At 61.4% G+C, this 17,767-nt stretch carries 14 protein-coding genes and 4 tRNA genes; 9 read left to right on the forward strand and 9 right to left on the reverse strand.

The features are described from left to right. Positions 1 to 174: 174 nt before the first annotated feature. Positions 175 to 259, forward strand: a tRNA-Leu gene (locus ACIQUG_RS02670). A 178-nt stretch (positions 260 to 437) separates the two neighbouring features. Then, positions 438 to 1,916: a trigger factor gene (tig, locus tag ACIQUG_RS02675; protein WP_402317105.1), complete on the forward strand. Its 1,479-nt coding sequence runs from the start codon at positions 438 to 440 to the stop codon at positions 1,914 to 1,916. A gap of 135 nt (positions 1,917 to 2,051) precedes the next feature. Here the strand turns inward: tig and ACIQUG_RS02680 are convergent, their stop codons facing one another. Together ACIQUG_RS02680 and sthA are read right to left on the reverse strand one after the other, a co-directional pair. Further along, positions 2,052 to 2,855: an endonuclease/exonuclease/phosphatase family protein gene (locus ACIQUG_RS02680; protein ID WP_402317118.1), complete on the reverse strand. Its 804-nt coding sequence runs from the start codon at positions 2,853 to 2,855 to the stop codon at positions 2,052 to 2,054. A gap of 176 nt (positions 2,856 to 3,031) precedes the next feature. After that, positions 3,032 to 4,447 carry a Si-specific NAD(P)(+) transhydrogenase gene (gene sthA, locus ACIQUG_RS02685; protein ID WP_402317121.1) on the reverse strand — a complete coding sequence of 472 codons (1,416 nt, stop codon included), beginning with the start codon at positions 4,445 to 4,447 and terminating at the stop codon, positions 3,032 to 3,034. 203 nt (positions 4,448 to 4,650) lie between these two features. Here sthA and ACIQUG_RS02690 point away from each other — a divergent pair, with 203 nt between their 5' ends. After that, on the forward strand, positions 4,651 to 5,694 hold the full coding sequence (locus tag ACIQUG_RS02690) for a magnesium and cobalt transport protein CorA (RefSeq protein ID WP_402317123.1): 1,044 nt from the start codon (positions 4,651 to 4,653) through the stop codon (positions 5,692 to 5,694). Positions 5,695 to 5,745: 51 nt separating this feature from the next. Continuing rightward, the gene (locus tag ACIQUG_RS02695) at positions 5,746 to 6,924 is read left to right on the forward strand and encodes a putative zinc-binding metallopeptidase (RefSeq protein WP_402317126.1); all 1,179 of its coding nucleotides are present in this window, start codon (positions 5,746 to 5,748) and stop codon (positions 6,922 to 6,924) included. An 84-nt stretch (positions 6,925 to 7,008) separates the two neighbouring features. On the opposite strand, the gene radC is transcribed toward ACIQUG_RS02695, so the two are convergent. The 4 genes from radC to phaC are packed head-to-tail and all read right to left on the reverse strand — an operon-like array spanning position 7,009 to position 11,241. Further along, positions 7,009 to 7,797 (reverse strand): DNA repair protein RadC, encoded by a 789-nt coding sequence (gene radC / locus ACIQUG_RS02700; RefSeq protein WP_402317129.1) that lies wholly within the window; start codon positions 7,795 to 7,797, stop codon positions 7,009 to 7,011. Next, positions 7,772 to 8,632 (reverse strand): type I methionyl aminopeptidase, encoded by an 861-nt coding sequence (gene map / locus ACIQUG_RS02705; protein ID WP_402317132.1) that lies wholly within the window; start codon positions 8,630 to 8,632, stop codon positions 7,772 to 7,774. The genes radC and map overlap by 26 nt, the downstream gene beginning before the upstream one ends. Positions 8,633 to 8,662: 30 nt before the next feature. Next, entirely contained in the window at positions 8,663 to 9,382 is a 720-nt protein-coding gene (gene sfsA, locus ACIQUG_RS02710; protein WP_402317135.1) for a DNA/RNA nuclease SfsA, read from the reverse strand. 20 nt (positions 9,383 to 9,402) lie between these two features. Then, positions 9,403 to 11,241, reverse strand: a complete 1,839-nt coding sequence (phaC, locus tag ACIQUG_RS02715; RefSeq protein WP_043611642.1) for a poly(3-hydroxyalkanoate) polymerase subunit PhaC — start codon at positions 11,239 to 11,241, stop codon at positions 9,403 to 9,405. A gap of 109 nt (positions 11,242 to 11,350) precedes the next feature. Between phaC and ACIQUG_RS02720 the strand changes: the two genes are divergently transcribed. The 5 genes from ACIQUG_RS02720 to ACIQUG_RS02740 all read left to right on the forward strand — a co-directional run bounded on the left by ACIQUG_RS02720 (position 11,351) and on the right by ACIQUG_RS02740 (position 17,019). Beyond that, positions 11,351 to 11,659, forward strand: a complete 309-nt coding sequence (locus ACIQUG_RS02720; protein WP_043611643.1) for a hypothetical protein — start codon at positions 11,351 to 11,353, stop codon at positions 11,657 to 11,659. Between the two features lie 126 nt (positions 11,660 to 11,785). Beyond that, positions 11,786 to 13,003: an LL-diaminopimelate aminotransferase gene (locus ACIQUG_RS02725; protein WP_034796568.1), complete on the forward strand. Its 1,218-nt coding sequence runs from the start codon at positions 11,786 to 11,788 to the stop codon at positions 13,001 to 13,003. A gap of 88 nt (positions 13,004 to 13,091) precedes the next feature. After that, entirely contained in the window at positions 13,092 to 14,414 is a 1,323-nt protein-coding gene (locus ACIQUG_RS02730; RefSeq protein ID WP_043611645.1) for a homoserine dehydrogenase, read from the forward strand. 235 nt (positions 14,415 to 14,649) lie between these two features. Then, complete coding sequence (gene recJ / locus ACIQUG_RS02735; RefSeq protein ID WP_402317140.1) at positions 14,650 to 16,452, forward strand: single-stranded-DNA-specific exonuclease RecJ; 1,803 nt, start codon at positions 14,650 to 14,652, stop codon at positions 16,450 to 16,452. A gap of 243 nt (positions 16,453 to 16,695) precedes the next feature. Further along, positions 16,696 to 17,019, forward strand: coding sequence for a hypothetical protein (locus ACIQUG_RS02740; RefSeq protein ID WP_402317143.1), 324 nt, complete (start codon positions 16,696 to 16,698; stop codon positions 17,017 to 17,019). A 20-nt stretch (positions 17,020 to 17,039) separates the two neighbouring features. On the opposite strand, the gene ACIQUG_RS02745 is transcribed toward ACIQUG_RS02740, so the two are convergent. The 3 genes from ACIQUG_RS02745 to ACIQUG_RS02755 form a co-directional block, all read right to left on the reverse strand. Then, a tRNA-Glu gene (locus ACIQUG_RS02745) sits at positions 17,040 to 17,114 on the reverse strand. Between the two features lie 125 nt (positions 17,115 to 17,239). Then, a tRNA-Glu gene (locus ACIQUG_RS02750) sits at positions 17,240 to 17,314 on the reverse strand. A gap of 200 nt (positions 17,315 to 17,514) precedes the next feature. Continuing rightward, positions 17,515 to 17,589: transfer RNA gene (locus ACIQUG_RS02755), tRNA-Glu, on the reverse strand. Positions 17,590 to 17,767 lie beyond the last annotated feature (178 nt).

A 17,767-nucleotide genomic window follows, 5' to 3' on the forward strand; every position in this document is an offset into this window, starting at 1 on the left:
CCCCGCCGGATCGGTGGTGAAATTCCCGCATTTTCCCTTTGATCCCGCGAGAACGAGTGATATAGAGACGCCGCGCTCGGGAAAGCCCTGAACTTTTCAGCATGCCCTTTGTATCCGCGGTATTCCGCTGGTTGGACTTGCGGGAATACGAACAGGCGGTGCGATTGTCTGAACGCGGGTATGGTGAAATTGGTAGACACGCCAGATTTAGGTTCTGGTGCCGCAAGGCGTGGGAGTTCAAGTCTCTCTACCCGCACCAGACAGCGATCGCGCCCGAAGTCCGGATTCTGCAGGGATGAAGGGGGCTGGAGTGCCATTTTGCTTGCAAAACGGTTGCAGAACTGCGTAAAGCCACTCCCGGCAAATGGATCGGCTCACGTGCTCGCCAGACCTTTCGAAGGGGAAGAGCACAGTCAACGTGAAATGAAGGTTTGAACATGCAGGTTATCGAAACGCTCGCTGAAGGGCTGAAGCGCGAACTCAAGGTCGTTATCCCGGCCAAGGACATGGAAGCTCGTATGAACGAGCGCCTGGCCGAAGTGAAGGACCGTGTGAAGATCAACGGCTTCCGTCCGGGCAAGGTACCGGCCGCGCATCTGAAGAAGATCTACGGCAAGTCGATCATGGCTGATCTCGTCAACGAGATCGTCCGCGACAAGCCGACCGAGATTCTTTCGGGCCGTGGCGAAAAGTCGGCGACCCAGCCGGAAATCGCGATGACCGAGGACGAGGCAGAAGCCGACAAGATCCTCAACGCTGAAGCCGACCTCGAATTCACCGTTGCCTACGAAATCATCCCGGCGATCGAGCTCAAGGACGTTAGCGGCATCAAGGTGACCCGCGAAGTCGTCGAGATCGCTGAAGACGAAGTCAACGAGCAGATCCTCAAGATCGCCGAAAGCGCTCGTAGCTACGAATCGAAGAAGGGCAAGGCTGCCAACGGCGACCGCGTCACCATCGATTACCTCGGCAAGGTCGACGGCGTTGCCTTCGACGGCGGCAAGGACGAAGACGCTGAGCTGGTTCTCGGCTCCAACCGCTTCATCCCGGGCTTCGAAGAACAGCTCGTTGGCCTGAAGGCTGGCGACGAGAAGGTCATCACCGTGACTTTCCCGGCTGAATACCCGGCTGCAAACCTTGCTGGCAAGGAAGCCACCTTCGACATCACCGTCAAGGACGTGGCTGGCGCCCAGGACATCGAAATCAACGACGAACTGGCCACCAAGCTCGGCCTCGAATCGGCTGACAAGCTGAAGGAAATCGTCCGCGGCCAGATCGAAAGCCAGTACGGCAACCTGACCCGTCAGAAGGTCAAGCGTCAGATACTCGACCAGCTCGACGAACTCTACCAGTTCGAAACGCCGCAGCGCCTGGTTGACGCCGAATTCGAAAACATCTGGCGCCAGATCAACACCGACCTGCAGCAGGCCGGCAAGACCTTCGCTGACGAAGAAACCACCGAAGAAGAAGCCCGCGCCGAGTACCGCAAGCTCGCCGAGCGCCGCGTTCGCCTCGGTCTGGTTCTCTCGGAAATCGGCGAAAAGGCCGGCGTCCAGGTCAGCGACGACGAACTGCAGCGTTCGCTGTTCGAACAGCTGCGCCAGTTCCCGGGCCAGGAAAAGCAGATCCTCGACTACTTCAAGAACACCCCGGGCGCCGCTGCTTCGCTGCGCGCTCCGCTGTTCGAAGAAAAGGTCGTCGACCACCTGCTCGGCGAAATCTCGGTAACCGACAAGACGGTTTCCAAGGAAGAGCTGACGGCTGACGACGAAGAGACCGAAGGCAAGGCTGCCAAGAAGGCTCCGGCTAAGAAGAAGGCCGCTGCCAAGGCTGAAGCCGCCGAAGGCGAAGAAGCTGCTGCTCCGAAGAAGAAGGCGCCGGCCAAGAAGAAGGCCGCTGACGACAGCGCCGAGTAATCGGATCGAAGCCTTAGGAATCGAAAGGCCCTGCCGCTTGCGGCAGGGCCTTTTTCGTTGTGGCTCGACAAACCCATCGTCCTGTCGAAGCGATGACCGGAAGCCGATTTTTGACCCGGCCGAACGCGCGACTGGCTAAGCGATGTTGAGGAGGAGTGCGCGGTGGTCGGAGACTTCGGGCGCTGCGACGACATCGAAGCGAGCGACGCTGACTGCGCCATTCGCCAGCATGTAGTCGGCAAAGCGGCCGCTCTTTCGATAGTGCGAGGTGCGCGTGTCCGTGTGGCCGCGGGAAACGACGAGGTCGACGAGGCCCAGCTGCCCGAGCGTCTGAAACGTTTGGCTGTCCGGGAGCACGTTGAAGTCACCGCAGACGACCAGCCGTTCGTCGCCGGGCCAGACCTGGTGGATGAGACCCACCAGCGCGTCGGCCTGCGCGCCGCGTTCCGGACTGTCGTTCTTGCCGCCGACCTCTCGCAGCCCGTGCATCTGCGCGATCGTGATGGGTGTGCCGGCGTCGTGATCGAACAGTCGGATGCAATGGGCGTTGCGCGCACGCGGATGCGGCCCCCAACCGTCGGGCGAAAAGCCGCCGTGCACGAAACCGAGTGCCTGGCCAATGACGGAATAGCCCCGCCGAACGAAGGTAGCCAGGCCGAATTCCGATGCCACGGGCGCTTCACCGGCAAAGAGCGTCCCTCGCGCCGTCGGGCAGAAGAATCCGTCATGCCCCGGAAGTAAGGCGGCGATCTCGTCGAAGAGGTTGGCGCGTTGCGGCAGTTCCACGTCCGCATCGCGATAGCTCAGCCATTCGGCCTCGGTCGTCGGTGATCGCGCGACCTCCTGCAGGCACAGGACGTCGGCGTCGACATCGGCGAGATAGCTCATCAAAGGCGAATGGAGCTTGCCGCCCCAGGCATTGAGCGAAAGGATGCGCATGGTGTTCGGCTCTCTTGATCGGGAGAGGTGAAGCTAGCCGATTCGCCGGCGTCCCGCGCATTTCAGATGCCGGTATTGAGGGACAGGCGGCCGTAGCGCGGAGCCACCAACTGTGCCCTTCGGGCGTTTGGCCGCCGCCGTCATCGTCGACGGCGGTCAGCTCTGTCGCTGGAAGCTTACGCTTTCGGTGCTTCCTGCTTGATCTCGCCCATGCGGTTCCAGGCGTCGAGGCCGGCAATCTTGTAGGCTTCGGCCAGCGTCGGGTAGTTGAACGTGTTTTCGACGAAGTACTCGACCGTGCCCTTGAGGTTCAGCACCGCCTGGCCGATATGCACCAGCTCCGTCGCGCCTTCGCCGATGATATGCACGCCGAGCAGGCGGCGGGTCTTCAGCGAGAAGATCATTTTCAACAGGCCGGAATCGAGCCCCATGATGTGGCCGCGCGAGGTCTCGCGGAAGCGGGCGATGCCGCATTCGTAGGGGATTCCGCGTTCCTTGACCTCTTCTTCCGAGAGGCCGCAGGTGGAGATCTCAGGCACGGCATAGATGCCGTAGGGGAAGTACTTCTGCGGCTCCATCGCGATCGCGCCGATGGCGACGCGCGCAGCGATGCGGCCCTGTTCCATCGAAGTCGAGGCGAGGCTCGGGAAGCCGACGACGTCCCCGGCGGCATAGATGTTGGGCACGGAGGTCTGGAAGGTCTCGGGATTGACCTTGAGGCGCCCGCGGCTGTCGGCTTCAAGTCCGGCGGCCGGAAGGTTGAGCGTATCGGTCGCGCCCATGCGGCCCGCGGCAAAGAGCACCATGTCGGTCGTGATCTTGCGGCCGTTGTCGAGCGTCAGCAGCACCTTACCATCGTCTAGCCTCTCGACCGTTTCGGCCTTCTGCCCGAGGTGCAGTTTCATGTTGCGGTCGCGCAGCTGGTAGATGAAGTCTTCGACGATTTCCTTGTCGATGAAATCGAGCATCGTTGTCTTCGGGTCGATTACCGTCACCTGGGTGTCGAGCGCGCTGAAGATCGTCGCGTATTCGATGCCGACGACGCCGGCGCCGATCACCACCAGTGAACGCGGCAGGGTCTCGATGTCGAGCAGTTCGTCGCTGTCGAGCACGGTCTTGCCGTCGAACGGCATGTAATCCGGGCGGAAGGGCTTGGTGCCGACGGCAAGCATGATGCTGGTGCCGGACACGAGCATGGTCTCGCCGTCGTCCTTGACGACCTCCAGCGTGGTCGGATTGACGAAGCTCGCCTTGCCGCGCATCTGCTGCACGCGGTTGCGTGCAAACTGGTGTTCGAGAACCTCGACCTCATGATTGAGGGTGATGATCAGGCGCTGCCGCAGGTCGTCGGCGCTGATCTCCTGCTTGACGCGATAGGAGCGTCCGTAAAAGCCGCGCTCGCGCCAGCCCGAAAGATTGAGCGCCGTTTCGCGCAGCGTCTTGGAGGGAATCGTGCCGGTGTGAACCGAAACGCCGCCAACGCGTTTTCCCTGTTCGATGACGAGGACCTTCTTGCCGAGCTTGGCCGCCTGGATGGCGCCGCGGCGGCCGGCAGGTCCGCTTCCGACAACGATGAGATCGAACTGGTTCATAGGCGTTTCCGTTAGAAGGTGGAATCGTTGTGCGTTGCGAAAACTCTCGCTCGCAAGCCTCTATACCGTCAATGGCACGGTTTGATGAAGTGGTTTTCATAGCCGAAACAGCCGGATGAGAATATATAAGGGAGTGCGCGTATGCTTGGTTCCGTTACGACATCCGGAGCCCGTCGGTGTCGTATTTGCCTGGGAGGCTGACGATGGGATTGGAGCTGACGAACAGGGTTTTGCCACAGTCTGACGGTGAAGCCGTCATCCCGCATTCACAGCCGCGCGCCGGCGTCGTTGCGGCCGCGGTTTACGAGAACGGCGTGCGCGTCCGCGATATCCGCATCGAAGACGCAGGCAAGTGGCGCGATCGTCCGGGCGCGGTGGTCTGGATCGGCCTGCATGAGCCCGATGCCGAACTGTTGCGGCAGATCCAGCAGGAATTCGATTTGCACGACCTGGCGATCGAGGACGCCTGCAAGGCGCACCAACGGCCGAAACTGGAGATCTATGGCGATTCGATCTTTGTCGTAGCCCGCACCGCGCACATGGTCGGCGACGAGATCGCCTTCGGCGAGACGCATCTGTTCGTCGGGCGCGGTTACGTCATCTCGGTCCGACACGGTGCGTCGACCTCCTACATGGCCGTGCGCCAGCGCTGCGAATCTTCGCCGGCAGCCCTTGCCCATGGCGAGAACTACATCCTCTATTCGATCCTCGATTTCATCGTCGACAACTACATGCCGGTGATCGAGGCGATCCACGAGGAAGTCGAGGAGCTGGAGGACCGGCTGCTGCGCGAGCGGTTGGTCAAGGGCGACATCGAACGCCTCTATCTGCTGCGGCGCAATCTCTTGCGCCTGCGAAACGCGGTCGTGCCGCTGGTCGACGTCTGTCGACGGCATGAGCACATTGATCTGCCGGGCATGGATGCAGCACTGCAGCCGCTCTTCCGTGACGTCACCGACCACGTGCGCCGCGTTCAGGAGGATATCGACGCTTTGCGTGAAGTGCTCGCCTTCACCTTCGAGGCGAGCCTGATGGTCGGGCAATCCGAGCAGACGGAGATTTCGCGCAAGCTCGCGTCCTGGGCCGCGATCCTAGCGGTGCCGACGGCGATCGCCGGCATTTACGGCATGAACTTCGACGACATGCCGGAGCTCAAGTTCCGCTATGGCTACTTCGTCGTGCTGGCTGTCATCATCGGACTGTGCGGCACGCTCTACCGCTTCTTCCGCCGCGCGAAATGGCTTTAGGCCCGAGCGCCAATCAGGCCGACTTTGCCAGTTCCGAACTTGGAGGACGTCGTGGCAAGCCTTCTGGAAACGCTTGGGGACCTGATCGGTACGAACTGGAAGCGCCGCGACGCGGCCAAGCGGAATTCGCGCACCTATGTCTGCCGCTGTGGCAGTCACATCTTCTTCGGCAATACCCTTTGCAACAGCTGCCAGGCGCCGCTCGGATATCTGCCGGGTGAAGACGTGCTGATGCCGCTTGAACCGGGCCCGCAGCCGGACACGTGGGACGCGGGTGGCGGGCGGCCGTTGCTGAAGTATTGCAGCAATCGTGACACTGCCGCGTTGTGCAACTGGATGCTGATCGCGAGCGAGCCGAGGTGCCTTTGCATCGCCTGCCGGCTGAACAGGACCATTCCGAATCTCGATTGCGAGGACAATGCCCGTCACTGGGGGCTGATCGAAGCTGCGAAGCGACGACTCGTTTCGCAGCTGCTGTCGCTCGGCTTGCCGGTGAAGTCAAAGGTCGACGAGGACGAAAAGCACGGTCTGATGTTCGATTTCCTGCGTTCGCCGGAGAACGGGCCGCGCGTGCTGACCGGGCACGCCGACGGTTTGATTACGGTCAACATCGAGGAAGCGGATTCTGTTCAGCGGGAGAAGATGCGGCTCGAACTGCATGAACCCTATCGCACGCTGCTCGGCCACTTGCGACACGAGGTCGGCCACTACTATTGGAACAGGCTTGTTCTCAACGGCCCTTGGCTGGAGCCCTTTCGTTCGCTTTTCGGAGATGAGCGCGCCGACTATGCGGCGGCATTGAAGGCGAACTATGAGAACGGCCCTCCCGTAGACTGGGCCGACCGATACATCAGCGCCTATGCTTCCACACATCCCTGGGAAGACTGGGCGGAAACCTGGGCACATTACCTGCATATGATCGATAGCCTTGGCACAGCGCTCGGGTTTGGGCTCGATGCAGAAGATCTTGAAGCGATTATCGAGCCGTTTGAGCGCGACGCCTTGTATGCGCCCGAAGACACCGGCGCCGACGGGTTTCTGTCGCTGTTGAATTCCTGGATTGAAATGACGATGGTGCTCAACGAACTGGCGCGCAGCATGGGCCAGCCGGACTTCTACCCCTTCGTGATGTCGAAACCGTCAGTGGCGAAACTGCAGTTTGTGCACATGGTCGTCGAGGCTTCTCGCTCGGCGGGGACGGAGTCTGTCGAATCCGGCCTTTCGGGGTGACCGCTTTCGCCACTGTTTGCGGCAGCGTGGCGCCACTACCGGGCTGGTGCCTCCGCCGTGCGAAACGGCTGGGTGCCGGCGTGATCAGAACAGTCGCAGGCCCTTCAGGCTAACGTGTCCATCCTTGCCGATGATGATGTGATCGTGCACCGCAATGCCGAGCGGCTTGGCCGTCTCGACGATCAGCTTGGTCATATCGATATCGGCGCGCGACGGGGTCGGATCGCCGGATGGATGATTATGCACGAGGATGATCGCCGTTGCAGAAAGTTCGAGTGCCCGTTTGACCACTTCACGCGGGTAGACCGGCGTGTGGTCGATCGTGCCCTTCTGCTGCACTTCGTCGGCAATCAGCGTGTTGCGCTTGTCGAGGAACAGGATGCGGAACTGTTCCTTCGTCTCGTAGGCCATCGCCGCGTGGCAATAGTCGATAACGGCGCTCCAGGACGAGAGAAGCTGCTTCTGGCGAAGTTCGCTCTTGAGTGTTCGGTGACCGATCGTGGAGATCAGCTTGAGGTCGAGGGCAACCGCTTCGCCGATACCGCTCACTTCCTGCAACAGCGCGATCGGGGCGCCGAAGACACCGGCGAGCGTGCCGAAGCGGGCGAGCAGGGCCTTGGCGATCGGCTTGGTATCCTTGCGTGGGATCAGCCGAAAGAGCAGCATTTCCAGGATTTCGTAATCTGCAAGCGCCGAGTCGCCCTGTTCCCGGTAGCGCGTCCGCAACCGGTCGCGATGACCGTGGTAATGGGCCTCGGGTTCCGGCGCCTTCTTCGTCGCCGGTTTCCCGTCCAGCTGCAACTGCGGAAAAAACGTCCTCTCGTCCGCCGATGGCGCCAAATCGCCGTCAGGGGAGATTGGACGTTTCGTCATGCGGCGTGATCGTGCTGACGCCGGGCTTGAACAGGCCCGCCGGCGAAAGCGTGAAGATCTCGCAGCCATCGGCGGTGACGCCGACCGTGTGCTCGTATTGCGCCGACAGCGACCGGTCACGGGTGACCGCGGTCCAGCCGTCCGAGAGCACCTTCACATGCGGGCGGCCGAGATTGATCATCGGCTCGATGGTGAAGATCATGCCCTCGCGCAACTCCGGGCCTTCATTGGCGCGGCCATAGTGGAGGATGTTCGGCGCATCGTGGAAAAGCTTGCCGACGCCGTGGCCGCAGAAATCGCGCACTACGGAGCAGCGCTCCGCTTCGGCATAGACCTGGATCGCTTCGCCAATGGCGCCAGTGCGGGCGCCGGGGCGCACGGCGGCAATGCCGCGCATCAGGCTTTCATGGGTGACGTCGAGCAGTCGCTCGGCGGCACGCTTGATCTCGCCGACCGGATACATCCGGCTCGAATCGCCGTGCCAGCCATCGACGACATAGGTGACGTCGATGTTGACGATATCGCCTTCGCGCAGCGGCTTGTCGTTCGGGATGCCGTGGCAGACAACGTGGTTGATCGACGTGCACGACGATTTCGTGTAGCCGCGATAGTTGAGCGTCGCCGGCAGCGCGCCATTGTCCATGCCGAACTCGAAGACGAACCGGTCGATCTCGTCGGTGGTGACGCCCGGCTGCACCCGCGAGACGAGCTCGTCCAGACAACGCGCGGTCACCTGGCAGGCTTTTCGCATGCCCTCGAAACCTTCCGGTCCGTAGAGCCGGATAACGCCGGTATTCTTGTAGGGCGCAGACCCTGCCTCGATGTAAGTCACCATTCCAAAGCTTTCAGTTGTTCCAGTCGGATTTCATAGAGCAGCGAGGGCCGCTTCGTCCACTGCCATCAATCCGGTCGGGCGGATTTGCGTTGGCGAAACCTGACATTTGACCGCGTAGGCCTCGACACCACGTGACATCGCGCGGTCGAAGGCGCGTGCATAGGCGGGATCGAACTCGCGGCAGATCCTCAACCGGTCACAGTCATCGCGCTGCACGAGATAGATCATCACCGCACGGTGACCTGCCTCGACCATATCACCGAGCTCGTCGAGATGTTTCGCACCGCGCGTCGTCGGACTGTCAGGAAATTCGGAAAGACCGGGCGTGCGGCTGAAATGTACGTTCTTGACTTCGACATAGGCACGGCCGCGCTCGGGATCGCTGAGGAGAATGTCGATGCGCGAGTTGCGCCCGTATTTCTGCTCGCGCGCACTGTGTTCATAGGTATGCAGGTCGGAAACGAGCCCCAGCCCGATGGCTTCTTCCGCAAGTCGGTTGGGCAGGCCGGTGTTGATGCCGACCATCGTTCCGTCGACCTCGACGATTTCCAGCATATGACGGTACTTCCGCGTCGGGCTGTCGTGTTCCGACATCCAGATGCGTGAACCGGGTGTCGTCAGCCCGCGCATCGAACCGGTATTGGGACAGGATCCGGTCATGGCCGTGCCATCAGCCAACAGGGCGTCGAAGAGAAAGCGCTTGTAGCGCTGCACGAGGGTCGCGGCCGTCAGCGGAGGATCGAAGATCAAGGCAGGTCCTGCAAAATGGTTCAGGCGCGGGCGCGCACGTAGGAGCCCGGCGCTTCCTCGAGCGAGTTCAGCGGACCGCCCGGCTTGCGGGGCGCAACGCGTCGCTTGTCGAGTTTCTCGATCCATTGGTGCCAATGCGGCCACCACGATCCCGGTGTTTCCTTGGCGGCCTTGAACCAATCGTCGAAGTCACCCTTGGGCGCGCCGCCGGTCCAGAACTGATACTTGCCCTTGTCCGGCGGGTTGACGACGCCTGCAATATGGCCCGAACCGGAGAGAACATAGGTGACCTTGCCGCCGAACGAAGCGCTGCCGAGGAATACAGAGCGTGGCGGCGCGATGTGGTCTTCCTTGGTCGCGAGATTGTAGATCGGGATCTTCACGTCGCCGAGTGACACCTGTTTGCCGGCAAGCACCATCTCGCCCTTCGAAAGCTTGTTATCGAGGTAGCAGTTGCGCAGGTAGAAGGAATGATTGGCCGCCGGCATCCGCGTCGAATCGGAGTTCCAGTAAAGCAGGTCGAAGGGCAGAGGCTCCTGGCCCTTGAGGTAGTTGTTGACGAAGTATGGCCAGATCAGCTCCGAAGCGCGCAGCATGTTGAAGGCGGTCGCCATCTTCGAGCCGTCGAGATAGCCGGTCACGCTCATGTTCTGTTCGATCTGGCTGATCTGGTCCTCGTCGACGAACACCTTGAGATCGCCCGCATGGGTGAAATCGACCTGCGTCGTGAACAGTGTCGCCGAGCGGATGCGGTCGTCGCCCTCGGCAGCGTGCAATGCCAGCGTTGCGGCAAGCAGGGTGCCGCCGACGCAATAGCCTATGGCATTGACTTCGCGCTCACCGGTCGCCTGCTCGACGATATCGAGCGCAAAGCCGATGCCTTCGCGGGCATAAGCTTCCCAGTCCTTGGTCGCGTGCCGTTCGTCCGGGTTCACCCAGGAGATGACAAAGACCGTGTGTCCCTGGTCGACCGCCCATTTGATGAAGGATTTCTGCGGGTTGAGATCAAGCACGTAGAACTTGTTGATCCAGGGTGGGCAGATCAGCAGCGGCCGCTTCAGCACGGTCTCCGTCGTCGCCTCGTATTGCAGCACCTGGCAGACGTCGCTCTGGGCAATGACTTTGCCCGGTGTCATCGCGATATTTTCGCCGATCGCAAACTTGCTGGTGTCCGTCTGCCGAAGCTTGAGGTCGCCGCGACCGGCGGCGATGTCCTCGGCAAACATCTGCATGCCCTTGACCAGGTTGGCGCCGCTCGAGGCAACGGTCTCGCGGTAGAGCTGCGGATTGGTGGTGACGAAGTTCGTCGGAGACAGCGCGCTCGAAACCTGCCTTACGTAGAAGGCAGCCTTGTGCTTCGTGTGGTCGTCGAGCCCCTCGGCGTCCTCGACCATGCGTTCGGCCCAGTCCGACGTTACGAAATAGGCCTGGCGAATGAAGTCGAAGAACGGGTTCTTCACCCAGTCCTCGTCGGCAAATCTCTTGTCGTTGCGCTGGAGGGCGGCAGGCGCGGCCGTCTCTTCGCCGGACATGCGGTGCAGCGTGCGCGACCAGATCTCAAAGAAGCTGCCCATCAGGTGAGTCTGCGCTTCGAGCGTGCGGCGAGGGTCGGAAAGCCAGTACTCCGAGACCTTGGACAGCGTCTTGACCATGTCGGTGACGGGCTCGGCGAAGGTATCGGACTTCTGGCCCGATTCCCGCGGCGCCAGCCAGGCGGAGGCCGCCTTGCCAAGCTGTTCCATGGCGCGGGCGAGGTTGACGGCGAGGCTTTCCGGATCCTTGACGATATAGGGTTCGACGGATTTGGGATCGAAGCCTGCGTAGCCGTCCTTGCCTTCCGCATTCCTCTCTGCTGTCACCCGGCGTCCTCCACAGCATCTTGTTTGTTTTGTATTTTTACATTCTGCCCGAAAATGATTACAAGGGCTAGCGCATCGTCGCGCCATCAAAATAGAGGTCGTCTCCAGTATGCTTGCCGTCGGAAAACAGCGTTCCATCACCTGGGTTGCCGGGATCGTTCTGCTAGGCACGCTTGCTGGCTGCAACAGCCAGGGGACCAACTTCGAGAATTATCCGTCGGTCTATGGCCAGAAGCCGGCCGCAACGGCGCAGATGACCAACGAAGAAGCGACCAATATGCAGGCGCGCCTGAGCTCGCTCGGTGCTGCGCGCAAGTCCGGCGCGATCTCCGAAGCGGAGTACCAGCGGCGCCTGAAGGAGATGCGCGCGCTCGCCGAACAACACGGCACGGACACGCTTAAAGAGATCCAGAATTAGCGCTTGCCTTTCCGGTGATTTGGACGCAAAGCGTTCAATGGCCGCATGGACGGCCGTTCACCACAGCGCACGGTTTCGCAAAGGCTTGAGCCGCTGGCGGGAGCGTGCGCCAAACGAGGTTTGGAGATGGAAGAGTTTCACAAAGTCCGGCGTTTGCCGCCCTATGTTTTCGAACAGGTCAACCGTTTGAAAGCAAGCGCGCGAGCGGCCGGTGCTGACATCATCGACCTCGGCATGGGCAATCCGGATCTACCCACACCACAGTCGATTGTCGACAAGCTCTGCGAGGCCGTTCAGGACCCGCGCACGCATCGTTATTCGTCGTCGAAGGGCATTCCCGGGCTGCGTCGTGCCCAGGCCGCCTATTACGCCCGCCGCTTCGGCGTCAAGCTCAACCCGGATACCCAGGTCGTCGCCACCCTTGGCTCGAAGGAGGGCTTCGCCAACATGGCGCAGGCGATCACCGCACCTGGCGACGTCATCCTGTGCCCGAACCCCACCTATCCGATCCACGCCTTCGGCTTCCTGATGGCCGGCGGCGTCATCCGCTCGATCTCGGTCGAGCCGGACGAAACCTTCTTCGGGCCGCTGGAACGCGCCGTTCGCCATTCCATCCCGAAGCCACTGGCGCTGATCCTCAACTATCCGTCGAACCCGACGGCGCAGGTAGCGACGTTGGACTTTTATAAGGACGTGATCGCCTTTGCGAAGAAGCACGACATCATCGTGCTGTCCGATCTCGCCTACTCGGAAATCTACTTCAACGACGCGCCGCCGCCGTCGGTGCTGGAAGTTCCGGGCGCGATCGACTGCACGGTCGAGTTCACTTCGATGTCGAAGACATTCTCGATGCCGGGCTGGCGCATGGGCTTTGCCGTCGGCAACGAGCGTCTGATCGCGGCACTGACGCGCGTGAAGTCCTACCTCGATTACGGCGCCTTCACGCCGATCCAGGTGGCCGCCACCCAGGCGCTGAACGGCGACGGCAGCGACATCGCCGAAGTGCGCAACATCTACAAGCGCCGCCGCGACGTGATGGTCGACAGCTTCGGCAAGGCCGGCTTCGAAGTGCCGCCGCCGGCAGCGACGATGTTTGCCTGGGCGAAGATCCCGGAGAAGTTCCGTCATCTCGGTTCGCTCGAATTCTCAAAACTCCTCGTCGAGAAGGCTGATGTTGCGGTCGCTCCCGGTATCGGCTTCGGCGAGCAGGGCGATGATTACGTTCGTCTCGCTCTGGTCGAAAACGAGCACCGCATCCGTCAAGCGGCGCGCAACATCAAGAAGTTCCTATCGACCGCCGACGAGACGATGCACAACGTCATCTCGCTGAACGCTCATAGGTAAGAAGTCGGGAGGCGTGTTTGACGCGCGCCTCCTTCCACACTGGCCCCGCTGTTCTCGCGGTGCGCCCTCTACATGTTAGGAAATGGCTATGGCAGATGCCCTCAAAATCGGCATTGCGGGCTTGGGTACCGTCGGTGCCTCGCTCGTGCGAATCCTCCAGGATCGTCACGAGATGCTTGCGACAACGTGCGGACGGGCAATCGAGACCACGGCCGTAACCGCGCGCGACCGCAACAGGGACCGTGGCGTCGACCTTTCGAAGACCGCCTGGTTCGACGACGCCATTTCGCTTGCGCGTGACGCCGATATCGACGTTTTCGTCGAGCTGATGGGCGGTTCCGGCGATCCGGCCTATTCGGCCGTCAAGGCGGCGCTGCAGCGCGGCATTCACGTGGTCACCGCCAACAAGGCGCTGCTGGCTGCTCATGGCATCGAACTCGCCAAGATCGCCGAGGAGAAGGGCGCGCTGCTCAACTACGAAGCGGCTGTTGCCGGCGGTATCCCCGTCATCAAGGCGCTGCGCGAATCCATGACGGGCAACACGATCTCGCGCGTCTACGGGATCATGAACGGCACCTGCAATTACATCCTGACGAAGATGGAGAAGGAACAGCTGTCCTTCGAAGCCTGCCTGAAGGAAGCCCAGCGCCTCGGTTACGCCGAAGCCGACCCGGCCTTCGACATCGAGGGTAACGACACGGCCCACAAGCTTTCGATCCTGACGAGCCTTGCCTTCGGAACGGCGATTGCTGCCGACGACATCTACCTTGAAGGCATCACCAACATCTCGATCGACGATATCCATGCGGCCGCCGATCTCGGCTACCGCATCAAGCTTCTCGGCGTCGCCCAGCGCACCGAAAGCGGCATCGAGCAGCGCGTCCATCCGACGATGGTGCCTTATGATTCCGTCATCGCTCAGGTCGATGGCGTGACCAATGCGGTTGCGATTGAATCCGATATTCTCGGCGAACTCCTGATGGTCGGCCCTGGTGCCGGCGGCAACGCGACGGCTTCGGCCGTGCTCGGCGATATCGCCGACATCGCCAAGAGCCGCCCGGGCGCCCAGCACGTTCCGGCCTTCGGCCGTCCGACCAATGCGCTGCTTCCCTACAAGCGTGCGCAGATCCAGAGCCACGAGGGCGGCTACTTCATCCGCCTGAAGGTCGTCGATCGCACCGGCGTCTTCGCCAGCATCGCGACCCGCATGGCCGACAACGGAATCTCGCTGGAATCGATCATGCAGCATTCCAAGCAGCTGATGGACACGGGCGAGCCGCAGACGATCATCCTGGTCACGCATGCGACATCGGAGCACTCCGTTCGCGATGCGATCAAGGCGATCAAGGGCGAGGGCTACCTCGTCGGCGAACCGCAGGTCATCCGCATCGAACGTCCGAAGGCAAACTGAGGGCGACAGGGCCCGAGACCATTCGGCATATCGGCACGCAGTGCAGCTTGCCGCCGATAGATTGGAAGCCTCGCCGCGCAAGCAAGCCGGCGAGGCTTCTTTCTTTATGCCTTGGGCGCCGATAGCAGCGCAGATCCCCGCAAAACGTGGATCTCTGTGTATGCCGTTCTGAAAACGGTCACGATTTCCAGGGTTATGCGCTAAGAGGAATCAAGCGCCAAGCGGGTGGACGAGCATGGAAGAATTGGTGGATCCGGTACAGCGGGCCTTTCTGAACGTCGAGCGGTCGGTCAGCGGACAGCGATGGGTGTCGCGCCTCGACCAGGCGGGTCAGAACCGGGCGCTCGCCATCAGCCAGGTCCACGGCTACTCCGACCTGCTCGGGCGCGTGCTTGCCGGCCGTGGCGTCGTGCTCGACGATGCCGCAAGTTTTCTTGATCCGACGCTTCGCTCGCTGATGCCGGACCCGGACAAACTGACCGATTGCCGCAAGGCTGCAGAGCGACTGGCAACGGCCATCAAGCGCCGCGAAAAGACGGTGGTCTTCGGTGATTATGATGTCGATGGTGCCGCGTCTTCGGCGTTGATGGCGCGTTTCCTGCGCCATTTCGGCATCGATGCGGAAATCTACATTCCCGACCGGATTTTCGAAGGCTATGGCCCGAACCCGACGGCGATCGAGCAATTGATCGACAACGGCGCCGATCTCATCGTCACCGTCGACTGCGGCTCGACCAGCCATGAATCGCTTGCCGTTGCCGAGAAACGCGGCGTCGATGTCGTGGTCATCGACCACCATCAGGTCGGTGCGGCGCTGCCGCCTTGCCATGCGCTGGTCAATCCCAACCGTGAGGACGATCTCTCGGGGCAGGGGCACCTTTGCGCCGCCGGCGTCGTCTATCTGGTTCTCGTCAATACCTTGCGTGTCTTGCGCAACGCCGGCGACAGCCGCGTCGCTTCGTTCGACCTGCTGGCCCAACTCGATCTGGTGGCACTGGCAACCGTCTGTGACGTCGTGCCGCTCAAGGGGCTGAACCGCGCCTATGTGGTCAAGGGACTGATCGCAGCGCGCCATATGGGCAATGTCGGGCTTTCGGCGCTGCTGCGGAAAGCGGCGATCGGTGGCCCGGTCACGCCCTATCACCTGGGCTTTCTCGTCGGCCCGAGAATCAATGCCGGCGGACGCATTGGCGATGCGGCACTCGGCAGCCGGCTGCTGGCGATGGAAGACGCTGCCGAGGCGGAGAAGATCGCAGCCCAGCTCGATGAACTCAACCGCGAGCGGCAGGCGATGGAAGCCGTCATGCTGGCCGAGGCGGAGGCTGAGGTTCTGGCCGAATACGGCACGGGCGAGGGCGCTTCGGTGATCGTCACCGCGCGCGAAAACTGGCACCCGGGCATCGTCGGGCTGCTCGCAGCCCGCATCAAGGAAAAATTCCGCAGGCCGACCTTTGCTATCGCCTTTGACCCCAATGGACGTGGCACCGGCTCCGGCCGCTCGATCAACGGCTTCGACATGGGCAAGATGGTCCGCGCCGCCGTCGACGGTGGTCTGCTGGTAAAGGGCGGCGGCCATGCCATGGCGGCCGGCCTCACCGTCGAGCGCGCGAAACTCGGAAAGCTCCGGCAGTTCTTCGAGGAACGTGCGGAAGCCGCTGTGCGTGAGCTTGTCGCCATCCAGACGCTGAAGGTCGACGGCGCGCTTGCAGCATCCGGTGCGACGCTGGAACTGATCGACCTCCTGGAGCAGGCGGGCCCCTATGGCTCAGCCCACCCGCAGCCCGTCTTTGCCTTTCCGCAGCATCGCCTGCGCGACAGCCGCCAGGTCGGCGCCAACCACGTCAAGGTGACGCTGGAGGGCCAGGACGGCAGCCGTCTCGACGGGATAGCCTTCCGGGCGACCGAGACGCCGCTCGGCGACTTCCTGCTGTCGAGCCGCGGCGCGTCCATTCACGTCGCGGGCTCGGTCTCGGCAGATCTCTGGCAAGGCCAGCGTCGCGTGCAACTGCGCGTCACGGATGCCGCCAAGGCGCTGTAGCATCGCCACGCAGGACACGCTTGCCGCTGGCCAAGTTTAGAGGCTGGCGGCCCCTGGAGCAGGGATTGGCGCGTCAGTCCGATGCTAATGCAACTACCTTTGGAGTGATCAGTACCGTGAGCGAGACGCCATCTACCCGCCTCGTTGATCAGCGCATGCGAAACCGGATCATGGACGCAATGAGCTGGTTGGCGGAAGGCGCTGCGGCCGTGCAAAGGATGAGCGCGCAAGAGTAACTTTGAGATGTTTTATGATTGGGTGGATCACGATAACCCCATTTGGCCTGTGACGATGACACCTTCGGAGGTGGAAGCAGTCACCCGGGCACTTGGAGTCGTCAACGTTGCGGTTGCGGAACTGGAGGACATCCATGACGACAACTCCGTCATCGCCTCTGGCTGGCTTGAGCGCATCTCGCCTGTGGCCGGCGCGGCCCGCGACTTGATGCTCACTCGTGGCTCCTTTGATGAAGAGTTTGAAGAGCGCGAACCGAGCAATAGAGCTTTTGATGCTGTCTTGGGCGATTATCAGGGGCCGACTTCGGGCGAGAGCGGCGAACGACTATAGTCACGTCGTTTCGGATATCTTGGCACGCCCAACGGGAATCGAACCCGTGTTGCCGCCGTGAGAGGGCGGCGTCCTGACCGCTAGACGATGGGCGCACATGCGTTGCAGCTCGCTGCCAAATATTACGCTCGTTCAGCGCAAATCACGACAGGAAGATGAGCTGCAGCCCTGCGGAGAGCATTGCTTAATATTAGGAGTGTGGGGGAGAAATTCAACACAGTGGCACGCCCTAGGGGAGTCGAACCCCTCTTCCCAGAATGAAAATCTGGTGTCCTAACCGATAGACGAAGGGCGCACTCGCTGTGTGGGCGCCTTATAACCAGCGACTCTGGATACCGCAAGCGCCAATCTCAGGATTTTTGTGATTTTCCTGTTCAAAATACCAGGAAAGATTCATGCCGGCACAAGGCGGAAATGCGGGTGTCGAAACGCGCGTTAAATAGCTGTTCCAACGACAGAAAATCGATTTCGAATTGGAGGAGGAGATCAACACAGTGGCACGCCCTAGGGGAGTCGAACCCCTCTTCCCAGAATGAAAATCTGGTGTCCTAACCGATAGACGAAGGGCGCACTCGCTGTGTGGGCGCCTTATAGCCAGCGACTCTGGATACCGCAAGCGCCAATCTCAGTTTTTTTGTGCTTTTCCTGTTAAAATCGCCGAGAAAAATTCGGCGACTGAACGGCCGGAATCGGAGATGCGTTCGACGCAGAAAACCGCTGTTCCAACAACAAAAAATCGATTGTGATT

This window comes from Ensifer sp. NPDC090286 (assembly GCF_044769565.1).
Classification (GTDB): domain Bacteria; phylum Pseudomonadota; class Alphaproteobacteria; order Rhizobiales; family Rhizobiaceae; genus Ensifer.